Annotated in this window: 16 protein-coding genes; 5 read left to right on the forward strand and 11 right to left on the reverse strand. The window is 37.0% G+C overall.

The window, feature by feature from the left end; all coding sequences use genetic code 11:
• Window positions 1–134: 134 nt before the first annotated feature.
• The 7 genes from B5488_RS07355 to B5488_RS07385 form a co-directional block, all read right to left on the reverse strand.
• Window positions 135–2,567, reverse strand: coding sequence for a TonB-dependent receptor (locus B5488_RS07355; protein ID WP_079734673.1), 2,433 nt, complete (start codon window positions 2,565–2,567; stop codon window positions 135–137).
• Window positions 2,548–3,912, reverse strand: coding sequence for an HTTM domain-containing protein (locus B5488_RS07360; RefSeq protein ID WP_079734674.1), 1,365 nt, complete (start codon window positions 3,910–3,912; stop codon window positions 2,548–2,550). The genes B5488_RS07355 and B5488_RS07360 overlap by 20 nt, the downstream gene beginning before the upstream one ends.
• 7 nt (window positions 3,913–3,919) lie before the next feature.
• Entirely contained in the window at window positions 3,920–5,035 is a 1,116-nt protein-coding gene (locus B5488_RS07365; RefSeq protein ID WP_079734675.1) for an imelysin family protein, read from the reverse strand.
• A 58-nt stretch (window positions 5,036–5,093) separates the two neighbouring features.
• Window positions 5,094–6,296 (reverse strand): DUF4856 domain-containing protein, encoded by a 1,203-nt coding sequence (locus tag B5488_RS07370; RefSeq protein WP_079734676.1) that lies wholly within the window; start codon window positions 6,294–6,296, stop codon window positions 5,094–5,096.
• Window positions 6,297–6,425: 129 nt separating this feature from the next.
• Entirely contained in the window at window positions 6,426–7,289 is an 864-nt protein-coding gene (locus tag B5488_RS07375; RefSeq protein ID WP_079734677.1) for a hydroxymethylglutaryl-CoA lyase, read from the reverse strand.
• A gap of 125 nt (window positions 7,290–7,414) precedes the next feature.
• A complete protein-coding gene (locus B5488_RS07380; protein WP_079734678.1) occupies window positions 7,415–8,029 on the reverse strand; it encodes a LysE family translocator in 615 nt (204 codons plus the stop codon).
• Window positions 8,030–8,099: 70 nt separating this feature from the next.
• Window positions 8,100–9,125, reverse strand: coding sequence for a quinone-dependent dihydroorotate dehydrogenase (locus B5488_RS07385; protein ID WP_079734679.1), 1,026 nt, complete (start codon window positions 9,123–9,125; stop codon window positions 8,100–8,102).
• Window positions 9,126–9,236: 111 nt separating this feature from the next.
• On the opposite strand from B5488_RS07385, the gene pepT reads away from it, so the two are divergent.
• Both pepT and B5488_RS18265 read left to right on the forward strand, forming a co-directional pair.
• On the forward strand, window positions 9,237–10,478 hold the full coding sequence (gene pepT, locus B5488_RS07390; RefSeq protein ID WP_079734680.1) for a peptidase T: 1,242 nt from the start codon (window positions 9,237–9,239) through the stop codon (window positions 10,476–10,478).
• A gap of 23 nt (window positions 10,479–10,501) precedes the next feature.
• Entirely contained in the window at window positions 10,502–10,624 is a 123-nt protein-coding gene (locus tag B5488_RS18265) for a hypothetical protein (RefSeq protein ID WP_262507347.1), read from the forward strand.
• A 358-nt stretch (window positions 10,625–10,982) separates the two neighbouring features.
• On the opposite strand, the gene yajC is transcribed toward B5488_RS18265, so the two are convergent.
• The 4 genes from yajC to B5488_RS07410 all read right to left on the reverse strand — a co-directional run bounded on the left by yajC (window position 10,983) and on the right by B5488_RS07410 (window position 13,956).
• Window positions 10,983–11,309 (reverse strand): preprotein translocase subunit YajC, encoded by a 327-nt coding sequence (gene yajC, locus B5488_RS07395; protein WP_079734681.1) that lies wholly within the window; start codon window positions 11,307–11,309, stop codon window positions 10,983–10,985.
• 3 nt (window positions 11,310–11,312) lie between these two features.
• Entirely contained in the window at window positions 11,313–11,777 is a 465-nt protein-coding gene (locus B5488_RS07400) for a DUF1573 domain-containing protein (protein WP_079734682.1), read from the reverse strand.
• 48 nt (window positions 11,778–11,825) lie between these two features.
• On the reverse strand, window positions 11,826–12,770 hold the full coding sequence (gene nusB, locus B5488_RS07405; protein ID WP_079734683.1) for a transcription antitermination factor NusB: 945 nt from the start codon (window positions 12,768–12,770) through the stop codon (window positions 11,826–11,828).
• 82 nt (window positions 12,771–12,852) lie between these two features.
• Window positions 12,853–13,956, reverse strand: a complete 1,104-nt coding sequence (locus B5488_RS07410; RefSeq protein ID WP_079734684.1) for a Glu/Leu/Phe/Val family dehydrogenase — start codon at window positions 13,954–13,956, stop codon at window positions 12,853–12,855.
• A 136-nt stretch (window positions 13,957–14,092) separates the two neighbouring features.
• On the opposite strand from B5488_RS07410, the gene B5488_RS07415 reads away from it, so the two are divergent.
• The 3 genes from B5488_RS07415 to B5488_RS07425 all read left to right on the forward strand — a co-directional run bounded on the left by B5488_RS07415 (window position 14,093) and on the right by B5488_RS07425 (window position 19,000).
• Entirely contained in the window at window positions 14,093–15,850 is a 1,758-nt protein-coding gene (locus B5488_RS07415) for an ABC transporter ATP-binding protein (RefSeq protein ID WP_079734685.1), read from the forward strand.
• 74 nt (window positions 15,851–15,924) lie between these two features.
• The gene (locus B5488_RS07420; RefSeq protein WP_079713867.1) at window positions 15,925–16,305 is read left to right on the forward strand and encodes a PUR family DNA/RNA-binding protein; all 381 of its coding nucleotides are present in this window, start codon (window positions 15,925–15,927) and stop codon (window positions 16,303–16,305) included.
• A 178-nt stretch (window positions 16,306–16,483) separates the two neighbouring features.
• Window positions 16,484–19,000, forward strand: a complete 2,517-nt coding sequence (locus B5488_RS07425; protein ID WP_079734686.1) for a M14 family metallopeptidase — start codon at window positions 16,484–16,486, stop codon at window positions 18,998–19,000.
• Window positions 19,001–19,009 lie beyond the last annotated feature (9 nt).

Raw genomic sequence — 19,009 nt, forward strand, 5'->3', positions numbered from 1 at the left:
GTGCAAATATACGGTTAAAAACTGAAATAGAGGAGTTTTCTCCGTTTAACTCTTATCTAATTTTATTCAATTTATTATCTCTTTTGTGAACCAGCCTTATGACCGAGTTTAAGATAAATTAAGCAGAAAAATCTTTAAAACTTAAACTGAAGACTTGAATACCAGCTAATTGGTTGCGCCGGAATAATGCCTGGACCTGGATAACCTGTAGCTCTTCTGGTGAAATATGAGTTATCTAAAAGATTGTTCACCCCGGTTTCCAATTTAAATTTCCCAAAACTATAGGAAGCCGAAAAATCTAATATACCGTAAGCCGGAATACTTCCTTCTATTCCACGTTGATTATCATTAATATCCTGCGGCGCATTCGTAGCATCTGTATACTGTTTTGATAGGTAGGTGTACTGAAAACCGGCTAAGAAATTAGAGTACCCAAAATTTAAACCTGTTTTAAGGTTCACATATGGTATAAATTCAACCTGATTTCCTTCCACATTAGATTCTTCGGAAGCGGTATATTCAGAATTTGTAAAAGCGGTGTTCACAAAAAGATTCAAGCGGTAATTCTCAGCCTGTTCAAAAAAGGTATTTCGAATATTCCAATCGGCGAAAGTTTCTAACCCATAGATAAAAGCATCTCCAATATTCCCACGCCTTCTTACTATAAAGCCATCTTCAACCCCCAGCACTTCACCAATTCTATCTTGATACCATAAACCAAAAATACTGGCGTCATATGATAAATAATTCTTCAATCTTCCTCTAATTCCAAGATCTGAGGTGAAACCTTTTTCTTCTGAAATATTTGGATCTACCACAAAACTTGGGTTCACTATCCTAATATCACTAAAAGTCACAGATCTATAATTCTGAGAAAAATTCCCGTATAACTCATTAGAAGAATCCAGGTTATAACTCGCACCAACGCCTAATAATGCAAAGCTTCTTTCCAGGTTCTTTTGCTCTTCCCTGGTTTCGTTAATTAAAGGATTACCGGCAAGATCAAGAATTATTTCCTTATAAGAACCGTTCGCCTTCGTATTAATATATTCAATTCTAAAACCGGGAGTGATAGAAAGCTTATTAGTGAGATTAAAAATATTCTCTCCAAAAAATGCCAGGTTTTTGTTCGGAAAATTATAATCTGACTGCCTTGGATAATTCGGAAATTCATCGTTGGTAAATGTAAATTCCGGCTTGGCTGAAGTTGTTCCCGGTCCCTGTTTCTGAAAATTATTAGCATCGTAATATTTACTTCCAACCAATAAAACCGATTCTTCATCAAACAAATTATACCTGGTTAACAGCCTTGCCTCTGCTCCCCAGTTAGAAAAGTCGTCCACCAATAATTCCCGTGGTGCGGAAAGATCGTCTGGCTGAGAAACTCTATTTTCTCTAAAACCAATCGCTTTCCTGGAAGCATCTAAACCAAAAATATTCAGGCTAAAATCAGTTCTATCAGAAAACTGATGTTCAAATTTTAGCGCATATAGATTCCAATTTACGTCAAACCAGTTCCGCTCCCTGTTGCTATAATCAGGATTTTCATAAAACTGGGCATCGGTAAGCCCACCCGGTTGCTGGGCGAGATAATCTAAGTAAGTGTATTCAAAACTCAGCTTCGTTCTATCGTTAAATTTCCAGCCGAAATGAGAAAAGAAGTTATTAGATTCGTATTCTGAATTAGGTCTAAAGCCTTCTCCCGATTTATAATTATAATAGGTGTAGTAGCTAAATTTGCCAATAGTACCGGCCAAACTATTAAAACTGGTAAAAAGATTATAAGATCCAAGCGATTGCCTGGAGACTAGCTCCAGTTTTTTATCACGAGGAGGTTCTTTAAATTTAAAGTTAATGAGTCCTCCAAATTGTGTCCCATATTGCAGTGAAGCCGCGCCACGAACCACCTGAATCTCTCTTAATGCTTCCGGTGGTGGCGTATAATAACTTTCTGGATACCCAAGTACATCTGCAGAGATATCGTAACCATTCTGGCGGGTGTTGAAATTTTGAGTTCTGTTAGGATCAAGGCCACGACCACCAATATTCAATTGAAGTCCGGCGTCACCATTATCATAAATATTTAAACCAACCACCTGGCTGTAAATCTCCCTTGCATTATTTGCAGCAAGATTTCCAGAGACTTTATCCATTACTACCACCTCACTTTTCTTGCCGGCATAGATCGCAGTTCCCTCTACTTTTCTAAGTTTCCTTAAAGCAAAAAGCTGTTCCCTCCTATTGGTTATCATTACTTCGCTCAAACTTTCAGCTAAAGGCGAAAGGCTAAATTCCATTTCAAGATCTCCATCTATAGTTATTTGCTTTTCCAGGATAGCATATTCGTAACTAAAAACAGCAAAATCATAAGTGCCTGAGCTAAGATCTGTGATTTCAAAATCACCATTTTCATTGGTAATCGTTACATCAGATTCTGTTTTATTCCAAACTTCTGCATTTGGAATTGGCTCCCCGGTTTCCGCCGAAATCACCTTCCCGCTAAACGTATGCTGAGCATAAACGAACGATCCTAAAAAGAATAATATACTAAAGACCTTTAATCTCATCTTCAAATGGTAAAATGAATGTTTTATGTTTAAAAGAGTCCGCAAAATTAAGCAAATTAACTTCCGGGTCTATATAAGGAGTGCTCTTTCTACCATTGAGAGCCACATAGTTCTCTACGTAGATCTCAATATTTTCATGACCATCTTTTTCAAAATGATCGGCTAAAAAATGAGCATATTGAATAATAAAATCTGGCTGAAAAGACATTTGTTTCTCCTGAAAAGGAGTAAGGAAATCTGAATTATCTACATAAAATCGATTTCCAGTCTCAGCGTTTATAACCTTAAACTGGGCATAGCCGGCTTTTTCCATCAGCATTACCCGCCAGGAAAACCTAAAACCTTCTTCAGTCCAAAACAATTCTCCCGGATACAGTAGATATCTCCACGGGAATAAAAGCTGAATAATGAAAAAGACTGAAAGAATGCTAATGCTTAAGTTTTTCTGTACTCCTGAAAAATGATAGGTTCTTAAATTATCAAATCTTTGCTTTGATATGCTGAACCATTTCGATATAAAATTCAGTATTCTATGGTGAATCTGCGGACTAAAAAATATCAGTGCACTAACAATCATTATGAATGGAAACATCCCTATTGGAAAAAGAACACGCGTAAGCACATGAAAAATAATCACCATTAAAAAGGCAACAAAACGGGTTCTTTTCCAAAGCAATAGAAAAGGTATAAAAAGATCATACAACATACCGCTCCAGCTAAACGCATAATGCACCCATTCATGTTGCATAAGATCCCCCAGCAGCGGAAGATCGTATTTTGAAGGCAGCCATATTTTTAACGGCATTGCCTTAAAAAGCCAGTCTGAATTAATTTTTGCAAGTCCTGCATAAAAATATACTATTCCCAGCAATAGTTTTATAGCATCTACACACCACTGTGGTATTTTCTGAAAAGCTCTGGCTGGGTTCCGCCAGGCATCAATAGAAAAATAGACATTAGCCGGTAAAAAAATCATTAGAAAACTAAGAATGCTAATGAAGTAGTAATGATTTAGATAAGTAGTTTTATCCATCAGTTCGATATAAGTGAAACTGAGGAAAAACAGAATGATAGCAAAGCGGTATTTATAACCCGCAGCCACCATTAAAGCAGTAATACCGCAAAGGATAAAAAGTAAATAAGTAAAATCCCCTAAGGGTTTCACCCATTCAAATCCATAATAGGAAAAGAAGAATTTTGGTGCAATATATAATTTTTCGATCCAGCCATTCAGCCAAAAGCGAACTATACTGGCAAACATCATTAAACCAAAAAACAAACGAAAAACCGCCAAGGGGGCGGCTTCCGTCGTCTTTTTTTGATATTTGCTTGGAGAAAGTTGCATCAACTATTTAGTCTCCGTCAGAATCTACATAATCTACACTAATAGAAAGCGCCTGCATCATATCAACCTTCAAAAGAATCACTTCCTTTTGAAGCTCATCAAATGCAGCTAACATCTTAGAATTATCTGTTTCAACTTGTAATTTCAGGTTGCTATCTAATTCTGAACTTTGAGATCTAATCGCTGAAAATTGATTGGCTATAGAAGCAGTGATACTTTCTGAATCTGTACCGTTATCAAGATATTCTAAATACTGGAAGTAACTAGGGCCATTTTCGCCTCCATTAATTTTAACTCCATAATAGAAATCTTCAAAACTATCTAAGGCCTGCAAATACAGGTTTTTTGAAATTTCACCGGCATAAAGACCTTCAACATTTCCCGGAGAAGGAGAACCGGTAAAAGCACCGGCAGGATACCCAATTTTTCCAGACCTAAGGATCTTTTCAAAATACATCACATAATCATTGGTAAACCGGTCTACAGAACCTGTACTGGAAGAGCTGGTATTATTTACAAAAGTATCCCTGTAATCACCTTGCCATGATGAGGTAACTTCAGCAGTTAATGCATTTATTCGTTCCGCAACTGCCACTGTATAATTAATATACTCTTGATTTGCCTTTAAAACTTCCAGGGTTTCTTCTGCTGTTCCATAAGAGTAAAGTAAATAATCTAATGCAGGGAATCCCTGTTCTGCGAAACTTGATGGCAACTCAAGGTTATAACTTCCGGAGGCTATCTTAGATTCAATATTATCAGAGTTTGTAGGGTATGTATTCAGGAAGCTTCTATAATTCAATTCTTCCGCTTTCCCAATCTGGAACATTTCAATAGTTTGAAATTCCTGGTAAGATGCTTTGTATTGCGCTCTAAGAACATTTAGTTCTGTAAGCCCAGGATTTTCAGCAAAAGCTTTTGCGATATCTTCCAATTGCTGAGTTTCTTCCTGAAAAGCTACAAAAGAAGGCACGATAATATTATCTGCCCAATTAGCCAGCATTGCACCCCTATCAAAATTGTCGCCACCATTAGAACCGCCTCCATCATCGCTATCGTCTCCTGTAGAACAAGAAGCGAACATTAAAGTTGCAATCAATAAAAATTTTGAAATCTTAATCATAGCTATATATTTTTTAAAGCCGGAGTAGAACAGGTCTAACTCCGGCAAATTCTTTCAATTATGCGTCTGCTACAGTAAAATCAAAGGCAGCAGCAATCTCCTCAGAGATTCCATCAAGAGTTTCTGGAGTCACATCCCAAAAACCGTTTCCATTCATTAGCTGCTCTAAATAATTCCTTACATTATCAGCTGAAATATAAGGTGAACCTGTCTCTGGGTTGTGAGTAAACCTAAGACTATAGATAAATCCAAATCCTTCTGAAAGCTCATGGAAAGCAGCTCCATTATTTCCTTCAGCAAGAGCTAATTTTCCTCCTTGAAGATAGTGTACAGCTCTTACCGCGATAGTTTTTGAAATATTCTCACGAATAATTTTCACCTGCTCATCACGAGTTTGATAATCTCCGGCAACGATGGCAGCACGACCTTTTTTAAAGGCCTCAAATGTTTCCTCGGCTATTCCCGAAAAATCCTCATCTGCATCTACCTGTCCCAGGTAGCTAAAAAGCAAATGATCTTCACTCTCGTTTAAAACAGAATTAGGATCTTCGGTTGGGATAGAAGGATCTCCATAAAGATATCCATAGGCTTCATCCCATTTATGTTCCATTGTAGTATAAACTTTTTCTGCTTCAACTATATCTGCATCATTATTTGCACGATTATCAGCTTCATCCAAAACTGCCTGAGAAAGGTAGTTATTCAAGATTTGATCAGTCAATAAGCCTCCAATTAAGCCTTTTGCAAAAGCCTGGTTCATTTCCAAACCTTTCCCATCAACATATCTAACCCGCGTTCCCTGGGCAATCTGCCCTGCAATTCCAGCCTCTGCCAACTCATCTTTATTGTCCTTTACCGTGGTGAATTGCTCGGTAATGTAAGATTCAAAATCGTTTCTAATTTCTGCGCTTTCAACAGTATTTGCTGAAAAATATAAATTAGAGGCAGCTACTTTAGATTTTACGCTTTTTGAAGATTCGTTAAGGCTTGCGTTTTCAAAAGGAGCATTCTCATTTGCAAACATGTTAAGCAAAAGGGCTTCACTTCCATTTTCAAAATCGGTAAACTTAGATAGAATTTCAGAAGTCATCTGAAGTCTTGTAGTTTGCCCTGTATAATTTACTGTTGAATTATCATCTCTTTCAAAACTATAGGTTGCAGGAATTTCTAATTCAGGGTTATCAGGATTAAGATCATCGTCAGATGAACAAGAGGCAAGCGTTAGCCCACCTAAGATTGCCGAGAAAAACAGCTTTTTCATATTGCTTTATTTAGACTGATTAAAGTTATTGAGTCGCAAATATAAAAACACATTTTCTTTAGGGCAAGTTTATTTAGATTAATTTTAAATAGCTTTCTCTAATAGCCTATTTAATTAAAATAAACACTATTAATGGTAGACGTTAAAAATTTTAGAAGCTTCGTTATAAGCCGACTCGAAACTGGTCATTTTAATATTAGAGTCTGCCTTTTTAGAGTTGAAATAGGAAAGCATTTTTTCTGAAGGCATATTGCCGGTAAGCTCATCTTTGGCCATTGGGCAACCGCCAAACCCCTGAACTGCACCATCAAACCTCCTACAACCGGCTTTATAAGCAGCGTCTATTTTCTCGTGCCATTTTGAAGGTGTGGTATGAAGATGGGCCCCAAATTCAATTTCCGGATATTCTGGAATTAAATTTGAAAATAAATAATCGATAATTTCTGGAGTTGAACTTCCAATAGTATCAGATAAAGAAAGGATTTTCACTCCCATTGCAGATAGTTTCTGGGTCCACTCCCCTACAATTTCTACATCCCAGGGATCGCCATAAGGATTTCCAAAACCCATAGAAAGATAAGCCACCACTTTTTTATTCGATTTTTCAGCGATCTCCAGGATCTCACTCAAAATCTCAACAGACTGGCCAATAGTTTTGTGGGTGTTACGCATTTGGAAGTTTTCAGAAATGGAAAAAGGATAACCCAAATAATCAATTTCCGGATGTACAGAAGCATCTTGGGCGCCACGCGTATTCGCTACAATAGCGAGCAATTTACTTTTTGTGGTAGTAAGATCTAATTTAGATAAAACCTCAGCAGTATCAGCCATTTGAGGAATCGCTTTTGGAGATACAAAACTTCCAAAATCTATGGTATCAAATCCACAACGGAGCAAAGACTGAATATACTGTACTTTTTTTTCAGTAGGAATAAAGGTTTTTATTCCCTGCATCGCGTCTCGCGGACACTCAATAAGCTTGATTTTATCCATATCTCCAAAGATAGTATTTTAAGGAATATTTAAAAACCAATGCAAATTAATTCATTTTATTAAATTGATAGCATTCAAAAAGGCATACTATTAATTTTCCTGTAAGTAGAAATTATTGAGAATTCTTAAATGAGTATAAAAACCGCTATTCCTATAAAAACTACAATTTGCAGCCATTTTAATACAATACCGGAATGCTTATGCTTCTTGAGGTAGTTAGATATCTTTCCCGCCAATAAGGCTACACTTCCAAAAATAAGAATGGTTAAAAGCATAAAAAACGCACCTAAAATATAGAATTGTATCACAGTATTTCCATTTGGCGCCCATAGAAAACCGGGAAAAAAGGCTAGAAAAAATATAGTTACTTTTGGATTAAGCACATTCATTATGAAACCCTGCTTAAAAAGAGAAAACAATGATTTCTCTTTTATCCCTTCTGCCGAATAGGCGATCTTGGGATCGCTCTTAAAAACCTGCCAGGCAAGATATAGCAGATAAATTGCACCAAATAGCTTGATGATAAAAAAAAGTGTATCAGAATTTTTAATTATTGCAGAAACCCCAAACGCCACAAGACTGGTATGAATTATAATACCCGTAGCAAGACCAAGAGCTGTAACAAAGCCATACTTTTTACCATTGGCCATTCCCTGAACCATCACGTATATAATATCTGGACCCGGGGAGATAGTTAGGATCGCCGAGGCGGTTAAAAAAGGGATAAGTTGCTCTAACAATTACTGTAAAGTTTAAGGTTTAATGTTCATTGTTTGTCTCAATAAAAGTCTTGATTCCGGTCTCTTTGTTCTAAGCTTTATATTCTTTCAGCAACTTTTTATTGATAGCTTTTATCAGTCCCGGACCTTCATAAATAAAGCCGGTATAAAGTTGAATTAAGCTAGCTCCGGCATCCAGTTTTTCCAACGCATCTTCAGGAGAATGGATTCCGCCTACACCAATTATAGGAAAAGCTTTATTACTTTTTTCTGAAAGAAAACGAATTACTTCTGTAGATCTATTTTTTAAGGGCTTTCCACTAAGTCCGCCGGTTTCGTTCTTGTTTTCAGATTTTAAACCTTCACGTGAAATAGTAGTATTTGTTGCAATTACCCCTGCGATACCGGTATCTCTTACGATATCAATAATATCCAAAAGTTGCGCGTCGGTAAGATCGGGCGCTATTTTTAATAAAATTGGTTTTTGCTTTGGCTTTTTAGCATTTAAGTTTTGCAGGGTATTTAATAAATTGGTAAGCGGTTCTTTATCCTGTAATTCTCGCAAATTTGGAGTATTTGGCGAACTCACATTTACCACAAAATAATTCACATGATCGTAAAGCGCTTCAAAGCAAATCTTATAATCATCTACCGCATTCTCATTTAGGGTAGTCTTGTTCTTCCCAATATTTCCGCCAATTAAAACATTTTTATTCTTTTTTAAACGCTCAACAGCAGCTTCCACGCCATCATTATTAAAACCCATTCGGTTAATAATGGCGTTATCTTCTTTTAATCTGAAAAGTCGTTTTTTCTCATTTCCCGGTTGCGGTTTTGGAGTTACTGTTCCTATTTCAATAAAACCGAAGCCCAGATCTGAAAGTTCCTGAAAAAGCTTCGCATCTTTATCAAATCCTGCAGCAAGACCTACCGGGTTTTTAAATTTTAAACCGAAAACCTCCCGTTCTAAACGAGGATCTTCAACCTGAAATTTCTTTTTTAAAATATTTCTGAAAGCGGCAGTTTTACCGACTTTTTTAAGAGTTTTAAAGGTGAAGTGATGAACCCATTCCGGATCAAATCGGAATAATAAAGGCCTAATCGAAGATTTGTACATAGAAGTTGGTTTGTGCAAAAATAACAGAAATCATAAAAAACTGGCAGTAAATCTTAAAAGGTTTTGAAGCTGAAATACGAATGTTTAATTTTGAATTAAACTACTAACCAAATGATTAACAAGCAGCGCATCATAGATCGCTTTATTAGCTATATCACGATTGATACCCAAAGCGATCCCACCAGCGAAACCACTCCAAGTACTGATAAACAATGGGTTTTAGCCCAAAAATTGGCTAAAGAACTCAAAGAAATGGGAATGAGCGAGGTAAGTATTGACGATCACGCCTATGTGATGGCCACGCTTCCGGCAAATGTTTCTCATAAGGTACCGGTAATAGGTTTTATATCGCATTTTGATACTTCTCCAGACTTTAATGCGACCGATATAAAACCACAAATTATTGAAAATTACGACGGTAATGATATTATCCTGAATAAAGAGAAAAACATCATCCTTTCTTCAGATTATTTTGATGATTTAAAACAATATAGAGGGCAAACCATAATCACTACCGATGGCACCAGCCTTTTAAGCGCCGATGATAAAGCGGGAATTACCGAAATTATGACCGCGATGCAATATTTACTGGATAATCCCGAAATTCCTCACGGCAAAATTCGCGTAGGATTTACTCCAGATGAAGAAATAGGCCGGGGAGCACATAAATTTGATGTAGAAAAATTTGGCGCAGCATGGGCATATACTATGGATGGCAGTCAAATTGGTGAACTGGAATTTGAAAATTTTAATGCCGCCAGAGCTATTGTGAAGGTACATGGGAAAGGTGTGCATCCAGGTTATGCCAAGGATAAAATGGTAAACAGCCAGTATATTGCTGTAGATTTTATTAATTCGTTGCCGCGATTGGAAACTCCCGAACATACCGAAGGCCGGCAGGGATTTTTTCATCTAAGCGATATGAAAGGCGATGTGGAAGAAACCGTCCTGGAATATATAATTAGGGACCACGATTTAGGGCATTTTAAAGCGCGCAAGAAAATGATTCAGGACCTGGCTTCAGAGATTTGTTCGCAGTATGAAAATGATTGTATTTCAGTTGAAATCACCGATCAATATTTTAATATGAAAGAAAAAATTGAGCCGGTGATGCATATTATAGAAATTGCTGAAAATGCGATGAAAGCGGTAGATGTGGACCCAATTTTAAAACCTATTCGCGGCGGAACTGATGGCGCTCAACTGAGTTATATGGGACTGCCTTGCCCTAATATTTTTGCGGGAGGCCATAATTTCCACGGAAAATATGAATATATACCGGTAGAAAGCATGCAAAAAGCCACCGAAGTAATAGTGAAAATCGCTGAATTGACTTCAAAACAGTATAAATAACGGGTTTACTTAAACATAAAAAAATGCCTGTAGAATCGGTAGCCCAATATATTGAAACCCATCCAACCTGGGAAAAGGAATTGCCTTTACTACAAAGAGAATACGCCGATTATATTACTAAAGCCAAAAGGGAAGCTACAAAATAAGCTCGCTTACAGAAAATCAAACCAATGATTCTAAGCGTTGTTGGACTTCAGGATAAATATAAAAAGCCTGTTTGAATCTTTATTTTAGGTCAACCTGAGCCTTGCTCTAGGTAAAATTCCTTTTATTTAGATTCGCGAAATAAATTCGAGTAAAAGTCTGAAAAAAATTCAGCGCCACTTGAAACGTCATTCTGAACTCGTTTCAGAATCTAAGTTGAGGTGGTGTTCCTTTCAAGTTAGACCCTGAAACCAGTTCAGGGTGACGTCCTTAAAACTTTTAAAGCAGCCTCCTAAAAATAAAAAATTCCCCAGAGTTTCGACCCTGGGGAATTTGAATTCTATTGAATAAGCAGAAATATTATTTCTTTTCTTTAATGGCTTTTGCCTTACTTTCTTTTTCTGGCTTGGCCGGTTCGTTGAGTTTTTTACTCATTTCCATCGAGATGGAAGAACGATCAAAGGTTATTTTTCCTGCTCCGGTTTCTATAATTACCGCATTATTTTTTTCGCTAAAATCAAGGATTTTGCCGTGCATTCCACTTTTGGTTACCACGCGGTCACCACGTTTTAATTCTGAAGCAAAATTACGTTCCTGTTTAGCTTTTTTCATTTGTGGGCGTATCATAAAAAAATACACCACTACAAACATTAATATTATTGGGGCAAACTGAGTTAATTGATCCATTTACTAACTAGCATTTTCTTCGGTTTCTACAAAGGCTTTAATTCTAAGACGCTCTGTACCGGCTTCAGTATTAGCAGTTAATGTAACAGTTTTTGTTACCTGCCCTTTTCCCGAACCGTTAAATTTAACCAGCATTTCGCCGGTTTCTCCCGGTTGAATTGGTTCTTTTGTCCAGGTTGGTACTGTACAGCCACAAGTACTTTTTGCATTTGTAATAACCAACGGCGCCTGGCCGGTATTAGTAAAAGAAAACGTATGTTCTACATTTTCACCTTTAGGAATATTCCCAAAATCGTGCTCCGATTCTTCGAATTCCATTTTTGGATACACAGTGGCCTGGGCATCACGCTCTGCAGCGCTTTCTACGTTTTCAGCTTTAACTTTTTCTGAGGCGTTATCGTTGTTTTCTTTACAAGAAGTAAATAGCAGCGCCCCTACTGCAGCTAACATTAAGATTCCATTTTTCATAATAGTGAACTTTATAATTTAATTTTTAAAAATAAGAAATTTTATTGACTACATAAGGCCCCGCCCTACTTTATTTAACTTATTATCTTCTTTATATTCTTTAGAAAGTTTATCTAATACCCCGTTGATAAAGATGCTACTCTTAGGAGTACTATATTCCTTGGCAAGCTCCAGGTATTCATTAATAGTAACCTTTACCGGAATGGAAGGGAATTTTAAAAATTCACAAATAGCCATTTTGATAAGTATCATATCAATTTCGGCAATTCGATCTTTATCCCAGTTGGGGGTTTTTCCCAGCATTTCATTGGCTAAAGCATCATCGTTTAAATAAGTTTTTCTAAATAATTCTTTTGCAAAATCCTTATCCTCTTCATTTTTATAAAGCTTTCCAATCTTTAGGTTTTCAGCAGAATTAGGCTTTAATTTCTGTAGGAATTTCAGCACGGCTGTATTTACCAAAGGAAGATCGTCTACCCAGGTAAGCTTGGCATCTTCGAGATAATCGTATAATTTTTCGTTGGGTGCAATTACTTCTTTGAAAATAGCGATAATAAATTCTTTATCTTCTTTAAAGCTGGAATCCCGGGTTTCCATGTAATTTTCGTAAAGATCGCTCTTCTTTATCTCCTGCCAGATAATTTGCACATAATCATCATCCCGTTTCCAGTGCGTTATTTTTCTTGATTCCAGTGCATCCTGTAAGCTTTCATTATGCTCAAGAATTTCAAAAACAGCATTGGCCACAAACTTTTTATTTGGGTCTTTATCCTCGCTTGTCGCAAGGTGCTTTTGTTGAGATTTTTCTAAAAAGTTTTCGGCCTGGCCTTTTAATTCGGCGATTAGACTTAATTGCACCAGAAAAAGATCGTACATCTCTTCCATACTTTTAAGCAGGAATCTCTCCTCGGTTCCCAGGTTATCGTTTTGGCTTTGGTTAAAGGCATAGAGTGATTGCATTACTTTAACCCGAATATGTCTTCTTGTCAACATAAGTGTAAAAGAACTTTTTAGAATTAGAAAAGGCGAAAGAATATTCTTTCGCCCTGCAAAAATACCAAACTTTTGAAATTGACTACTTCAAATTGTGATTTTTTCTATCATCAATTCGCTGTTGCGCAATTTTAAGTGCTGCAAAGTGTGAGGTCATATCTTCTTTATCTGCTTTAGACAGAATTTCTAGAGTAGTATTGTAAATATTTTCGGTTTTACGAATTATTTCCTTTTTATCGTAATTCTCTAATTCAGCGTAAACATTTATAATTCCACCGGCATTAATTAGAAAATCGGGCGCGTAAACAATACCTCTTTCTCTTAAAATTGTACCATGAGTAACTTCATCGGCCAATTGATTATTCGCTGCACCGGCAATAACTTTTGCTTTAATGCGGTTTACGGTATCATCATTAATCGTAGCTCCAAGGGCACAAGGTGCATAGATATCTACTTCGGCTGCATATACATCGGCGTCATCATAGATAATTGCTCCATATTTATTTTTTACTGCTTCAAGACGTTCTTCGTTAATATCACTTATAAAAACTTTAGCACCATCTTGAGTTAGATGTTCTACAAGGGTTTCACCAACGTGGCCAATTCCCTGAACCAATACCGATTTCCCTTCAAGATCATCTGTTCCAAATTTGTGTTTTGCAGCGGCTTTTATCCCCATAAAAACACCGTAAGCGGTAACTGGAGATGGGTTTCCAGCCCCACCTTTATCTTCAGAAATTCCGGTGACGTATTTGGTAACTTCTCGTACGGTATCCATATCTGCAGTTTCCATCCCTACGTCTTCAGCAGTAATGTATTTTCCGCTAAGGGAATCTACAAAACGCCCAAAACTTCTCATTAATTCCGGAGTTTTTTGGGTTTTGGCATCACCAATAATTACAGCTTTCCCGCCACCAAGGTTAAGTCCGGTAATCGCACTTTTAAACGTCATTCCTCTAGAAAGACGTAAAACATCATTTAATGCTTCCCATTCGCTGCTGTAGTTCCACATTCTAGTACCACCCAATGCCGGTCCTAAAACCGTGTTATGAATACCAATAATTGCCTTTAAACCTGTATCTTTGTCGTTGCAAAAAACTACTTGCTCGTGGTTGTCAAAAGAGAGCTGACCGAAGACCGGTGCAGATTTTTTAAGTTCATTTGCATTTAGAACATCAACTTGCATAACTTGTTACATTTTATAAATTAGTGTTTTCATATTTCTGAAAATCACAGTGCAAAAATAAAGAATATTTCAACAAAGAGGTTTTTAAAACGTGTTAAAATAACATATCCTCAAAATTTAGCTTTTTTACTCTTAGATGAAAAACCTTAAGCATCTCAATAAATATTTCCTAAAATATAAATGGAAGTTATTAATTGGTCTCGTAATAACCATAGTTGCCCGTGTTTTCGCGCTGTATTATATTCCGCTAATTGGTGATTCTACTGATGCGATAGAGCAATATATTAATGGGGAAATAAGTACAATAGAAGTACTTAGAACCGAACTCGCCATAAACATTGCGCTTATTATAGGAGCTACCCTGGTGGCAGCTTTTCTTACCTTTTTAATGCGGCAAACCTTTATTGTTGTTTCCCGGTATATTGAATTTGATCTCAAAAACGAGATCTATCAACACTACCAGGAACTTTCGCTTAATTTCTATAAAAAGAACCGCACCGGCGATTTAATGAATAGAATTAGTGAAGATGTGAGTAAAGTAAGAATGTACCTTGGGCCCGCAATTATGTATACGGTAACCACCTTTACTTCTACCATTGTTGTTTTAATTTTTATGGTGCAGGCAGCGCCAGAGCTTACTTTATATACGGTTGCTCCACTTCCGGTTTTAGCATTTTCTATCTATAAAATTAGTGTTGCCATTCATAAACGCAGTACTGTAGTGCAACAATATCTTTCCAGGCTCAATACTTTTACACAGGAAAGTTTTAGCGGAATTGCCGTGATAAAATCTTACGGGATGGAAACCCAGATTAACCATAATTTTGTAGATCTTGCTAATGGAAGTCGGGATAAAAATATCGATTTGGTAAAAGTGCAGGCTTTTTTCTTTCCGCTTATGGTTTTATTAATTGGTATTAGTAACGTACTGGTAATTTATGTAGGCGGTAACCAATATATAAACGGTGAAATTGAAAATATTGGCGTTATTGTTGAATTTCTCCTCTATGTTAATATGCTCACATGGCCTATTGCCTCTATTGGCTGGGTAACTTCTTTAGTGCAGCAGGCTGATGCTTCCCAGGAACGCATCAACGAATTTTTAGATGAACAGCCTGAAATTACTAATAAGAAAAATACACCCGATGAAATTCACGGAAGCATTGCTTTCAAAAATGTGAGTTTTACTTACGATGACACCAATATTACCGCGCTTAAAAATGTTTCTTTTGAAGTAAGTAACGGGGAAACACTTGCTATAATAGGAAAAACCGGCGCAGGGAAATCTACTATCCTGGAACTTATTGGAAGATTGTATGATGTTGACCAGGGATCTATTGGCATAGACGGAAAAAACATAGAAAACTTAAACCTGGATAGTTTAAGAAATAGTATTGGGTACGTTCCGCAGGATGCATTTTTATTCAGCGATTCTATTAAAAACAATATTAAATTCGGAAAAACCGATGCTACTGATAAAGAGATTTTTGAAGCTGCTAAAAATGCTTCAGTTCATAAAAACATTGTAGGTTTCAGTAAGGGTTACGATACTGTATTGGGAGAACGCGGTATAACGCTTTCTGGCGGACAAAAGCAACGTGTTTCTATTGCTCGCGCCATAATTCACGATCCAAAGATCTTGTTGTTTGACGATTGCCTCTCAGCTGTAGATACTGAAACCGAAGAAGCTATCCTTAATAACCTCTTTAAAATTTCAAAAGAGAAAACTACGATAATTGTGAGTCACAGGATCTCTTCCGCAAAAAATGCTGATAGAATAATTATTCTTGAAGACGGCGCTATTGTGCAACAAGGCACTCATTCCCAATTAATAAACCAACAAGGTTATTACAAAGAATTGTACGCAAAACAGCTAAATGAAAAAGAAATGTGAAAATTTTTTGCTAGATGTTAAAAATTTTTAGATTTTTGAGCAGTACTAAAACTAAACTATAAAGAATCTATTTTATGAGCGACAAGGGAATGATGGAGAAAGAAGAAATATTCTCTAAAGTGCTAAGGGCCGGAAGAAGAACTTACTTCTTTGATGTGAGAGCCACACGTGCAGACGATTATTACCTAACTATTACCGAGAGTAAGAAGTTTACCAACGATGATGGTTCTTTTTTCTACAAAAAACACAAAATCTACCTTTACAAAGAGGATTTTGCAGGTTTTAATGAAATTTTACAGGAGATGACCGACTTTATTCTTAATGAAAAAGGAGAAGAGGTAATTAGCGAACGACACCAGAAAGATTTCAAAAAGGAATATGAAACTTCAGAAAACGGTGAGGCACAAGGCGTTTCTCCAGAGAAGTTTACCGATGTAAGTTTTGACGACATCTAAAATTTTACTCGATTGCTCCGGGACCCTCTAGAATTATTACGCTTGGTCTCAAAATTAAAGTATATTTAGTAATGCCTCATGAGTTTATTCCGGGGTAATTTACTTTAGAAACTATATAAAACCGTCCCGGTATTTTCAGGACGGTTTTTTTATATTTATATCCCAAATAAAAATTACCATGCAAAAACTTCTACCCTTACTTATTTTCTTTATCTGTTTTAACTCCTTTGCTCAGCAGGAAGATTTAAGTCTTGATTATTACTTACCACAAGATGTTAGCTACAATGAGAAAATTCCAAAACCGCAGGAGGTAATTGGTTATATTCCCGGGGAATGGCACGTAACCCACGATTTACTTTTAAATTATATGCGGGAATTGGCAAGGGTTTCCCCTAGAATTAGCATAGAGAACCGCGGAGAAACCTACGAGGGACGCCCACTTATTCTACTCAAAATAACTTCTGAAGAGAACCATAATAACCTGGAAGAAATAAGGCAAAACCACCTCGCTTTAACCCGGGAAAACGCTTCTTCGCTCAACACCAAAGAAATGGCCATTGTGGTGAACCAGGGATTTTCTATCCACGGAAACGAGGCCAGCGGATCTAATGCTGCGCTTTTAGTAGCTTATCATCTCGCTGCGGCTGAAGGTGAAGAAATAGAAGAATTATTAGACAATACAGTTATTCTCTTTGATCCTGTGTTTAATCCCGATGGATTGCAACGCTTTTCCTATTGGGCCAATACCAACAAAAGTGAAAATATAAACCCAGATCCTCAAGATAGGGAATACGACGAAGTTTGGCCGGGTGGAAGAACCAACCATTACTGGTTTGACATGAACCGCGACTGGCTGCCGGTACAATTACCAGAATCCCAGGCGCGCATTGAAACATTTCATAAATGGATGCCAAATATTTTGACAGATCATCACGAAATGGGCTCCAATTCCAGCTTTTTCTTCCAACCGGGAATTCCATCCAGAACGCACCCTCTTACGCCAGATATTAACCAGGAACTCACCAAAGAAATAGGTGCTTACCACGCCGCAGCATTTGATGAATTAGGATCTTTTTATTATACCGAAGAAAACTACGACGATTTTTACTACGGAAAAGGTTCTACTTTTCCAGATATTAACGGAAGTATAGGAATTCTTTTTGAACAGGGAAGTTCCCGTGGTCACGCCCAGGAAACCGAGAATGGGGTTCTTACTTTCCCGTTCACGATAAGAAATCAATTTACCGCGGCGCTTTCTACGTTGGAAGCCGCTAAAAATATGCGTGAGAAAATCCTGAATTATCAGCGTGATTTTTATAAAAATGCCCGCAATTCTGCTGAAAAAGGTGCTTATGTTTTCGGAAGCGAAAAAGATGCATCTTCAGCCTACGAACTGGCGAAAATCCTGGAAAAACATAAAATAGAACTCCATAAAATAGAGGAAAACTTTACCACCAATGGAAAGAATTTCAAAAAGAATTCTGCTTATGTAGTTCCTAAAAATCAGCGTCAGCATAGATTAGTAAAAGCGATGTTTGAGCGCAGAACCGAATTTGAAGATAGCTTATTCTACGATATTTCGGCCTGGACGCTTCCTTTAGCTTTCAACCTGGATTTTGCCGAAGATGTAAAAATGAATAAAGCCGGACAGAAAATAGAAAACCTGGAAAAACCGGAAGTTCAGCCATTAGAAAAAAGCACTTATGCGTATATAATGCAATGGCACGATTTCTATTCGCCAAAAGCTTTAAATATGGTTCTTGAGGAAGGCCTGCGGGCAAAAGTGGGAATGCAGCCTTTTTCCTTAGAAAATAAAGAATATGATTACGGAACAATTTTAATTCCGGTTCAAAATCAAGAATTAGACGCTGATAAAATGTATCAATTTCTGCAAGAAGTATCAAAAAAATCTAATGTACAAATCGAAGGAATAAACACCGGATTAACCCAGGGTGTGAACCTTGGAAGCAATCAATTTAGAGCATTGCAACCTGCAAAAGTCGCTTTAATTGTGGGAGAAGGAATAACGCCATACGATGCCGGTGAGATCTGGCATTTATTCGATCAGCGTTACGATATGAAAATTACAAAATTGGATACCAGAAGATTTTCCAGAACCGATCTAAGCCGATATACCGATATTATTCTTCCAAATTCGTGGGGCAGTGCTTTAGATGATGGAGATATAGAAAAACTAAAAGAATGGATTCAGGATGGCGGAACTTTAATTGGCTATCGTAATGCCGCGCGCTTTTTTGAAAGAGAGGATTTTATGGATCTCGAAATCAAAAAAGACAGCCTGGTTGCCGAAGATATTAGTTTTGAAGAGCAAAGAGATTTTAGAGGTGCGCAAGGAATTGGCGGTGCTATTTTTGAAGCAAATATAGATCGTTCTCACCCGGTTAATTTTGGTTATACTAATAACAAACTTCCTTTATTTAGGAATACCACAATTTTTATTGAAGCTGATAAGCAAAGTTATAATAACCCTATTCAGTATACAGAAAACCCACTATTAAGCGGATATATTAGTGTACCGAGATTAGATTCTATTGCGGGCACAGTTCCGTTTAAAATCACAGGAATGGGACGTGGTAATGTTATTTTATTTACCGATAATACAAACTTCAGGGCTTTCTGGTTTGGGACCAATAAATTATTGATGAATGCCATCTTCTTTGGTGATGAAATGTAAACTTTTGGA

This window comes from Salegentibacter salegens, from assembly GCF_900142975.1.
Classification (GTDB): domain Bacteria; phylum Bacteroidota; class Bacteroidia; order Flavobacteriales; family Flavobacteriaceae; genus Salegentibacter; species Salegentibacter salegens.

What these genes read in the sequence shown, in the direction of transcription:
- B5488_RS07355 (WP_079734673.1), bottom strand. Translation starts at nt 2,567, where the DNA reads ATGAGATTAAAGGTCTTTAGTATATTATTCTTTTTAGGATCGTTCGTT.
- B5488_RS07360 (WP_079734674.1), bottom strand. Translation starts at nt 3,912, where the DNA reads ATGCAACTTTCTCCAAGCAAATATCAAAAAAAGACGACGGAAGCCGCC.
- B5488_RS07365 (WP_079734675.1), bottom strand. Translation starts at nt 5,035, where the DNA reads ATGATTAAGATTTCAAAATTTTTATTGATTGCAACTTTAATGTTCGCT.
- B5488_RS07370 (WP_079734676.1), bottom strand. Translation starts at nt 6,296, where the DNA reads ATGAAAAAGCTGTTTTTCTCGGCAATCTTAGGTGGGCTAACGCTTGCC.
- B5488_RS07375 (WP_079734677.1), bottom strand. Translation starts at nt 7,289, where the DNA reads ATGGATAAAATCAAGCTTATTGAGTGTCCGCGAGACGCGATGCAGGGA.
- B5488_RS07385 (WP_079734679.1), bottom strand. Translation starts at nt 9,125, where the DNA reads ATGTACAAATCTTCGATTAGGCCTTTATTATTCCGATTTGATCCGGAA.
- pepT (WP_079734680.1), top strand. Translation starts at nt 9,237, where the DNA reads ATGATTAACAAGCAGCGCATCATAGATCGCTTTATTAGCTATATCACG.
- B5488_RS18265 (WP_262507347.1), top strand. Translation starts at nt 10,502, where the DNA reads ATGCCTGTAGAATCGGTAGCCCAATATATTGAAACCCATCCAACCTGG.
- yajC (WP_079734681.1), bottom strand. Translation starts at nt 11,309, where the DNA reads ATGGATCAATTAACTCAGTTTGCCCCAATAATATTAATGTTTGTAGTG.
- B5488_RS07400 (WP_079734682.1), bottom strand. Translation starts at nt 11,777, where the DNA reads ATGAAAAATGGAATCTTAATGTTAGCTGCAGTAGGGGCGCTGCTATTT.
- nusB (WP_079734683.1), bottom strand. Translation starts at nt 12,770, where the DNA reads ATGTTGACAAGAAGACATATTCGGGTTAAAGTAATGCAATCACTCTAT.
- B5488_RS07410 (WP_079734684.1), bottom strand. Translation starts at nt 13,956, where the DNA reads ATGCAAGTTGATGTTCTAAATGCAAATGAACTTAAAAAATCTGCACCG.
- B5488_RS07415 (WP_079734685.1), top strand. Translation starts at nt 14,093, where the DNA reads ATGAAAAACCTTAAGCATCTCAATAAATATTTCCTAAAATATAAATGG.
- B5488_RS07420 (WP_079713867.1), top strand. Translation starts at nt 15,925, where the DNA reads ATGAGCGACAAGGGAATGATGGAGAAAGAAGAAATATTCTCTAAAGTG.
- B5488_RS07425 (WP_079734686.1), top strand. Translation starts at nt 16,484, where the DNA reads ATGCAAAAACTTCTACCCTTACTTATTTTCTTTATCTGTTTTAACTCC.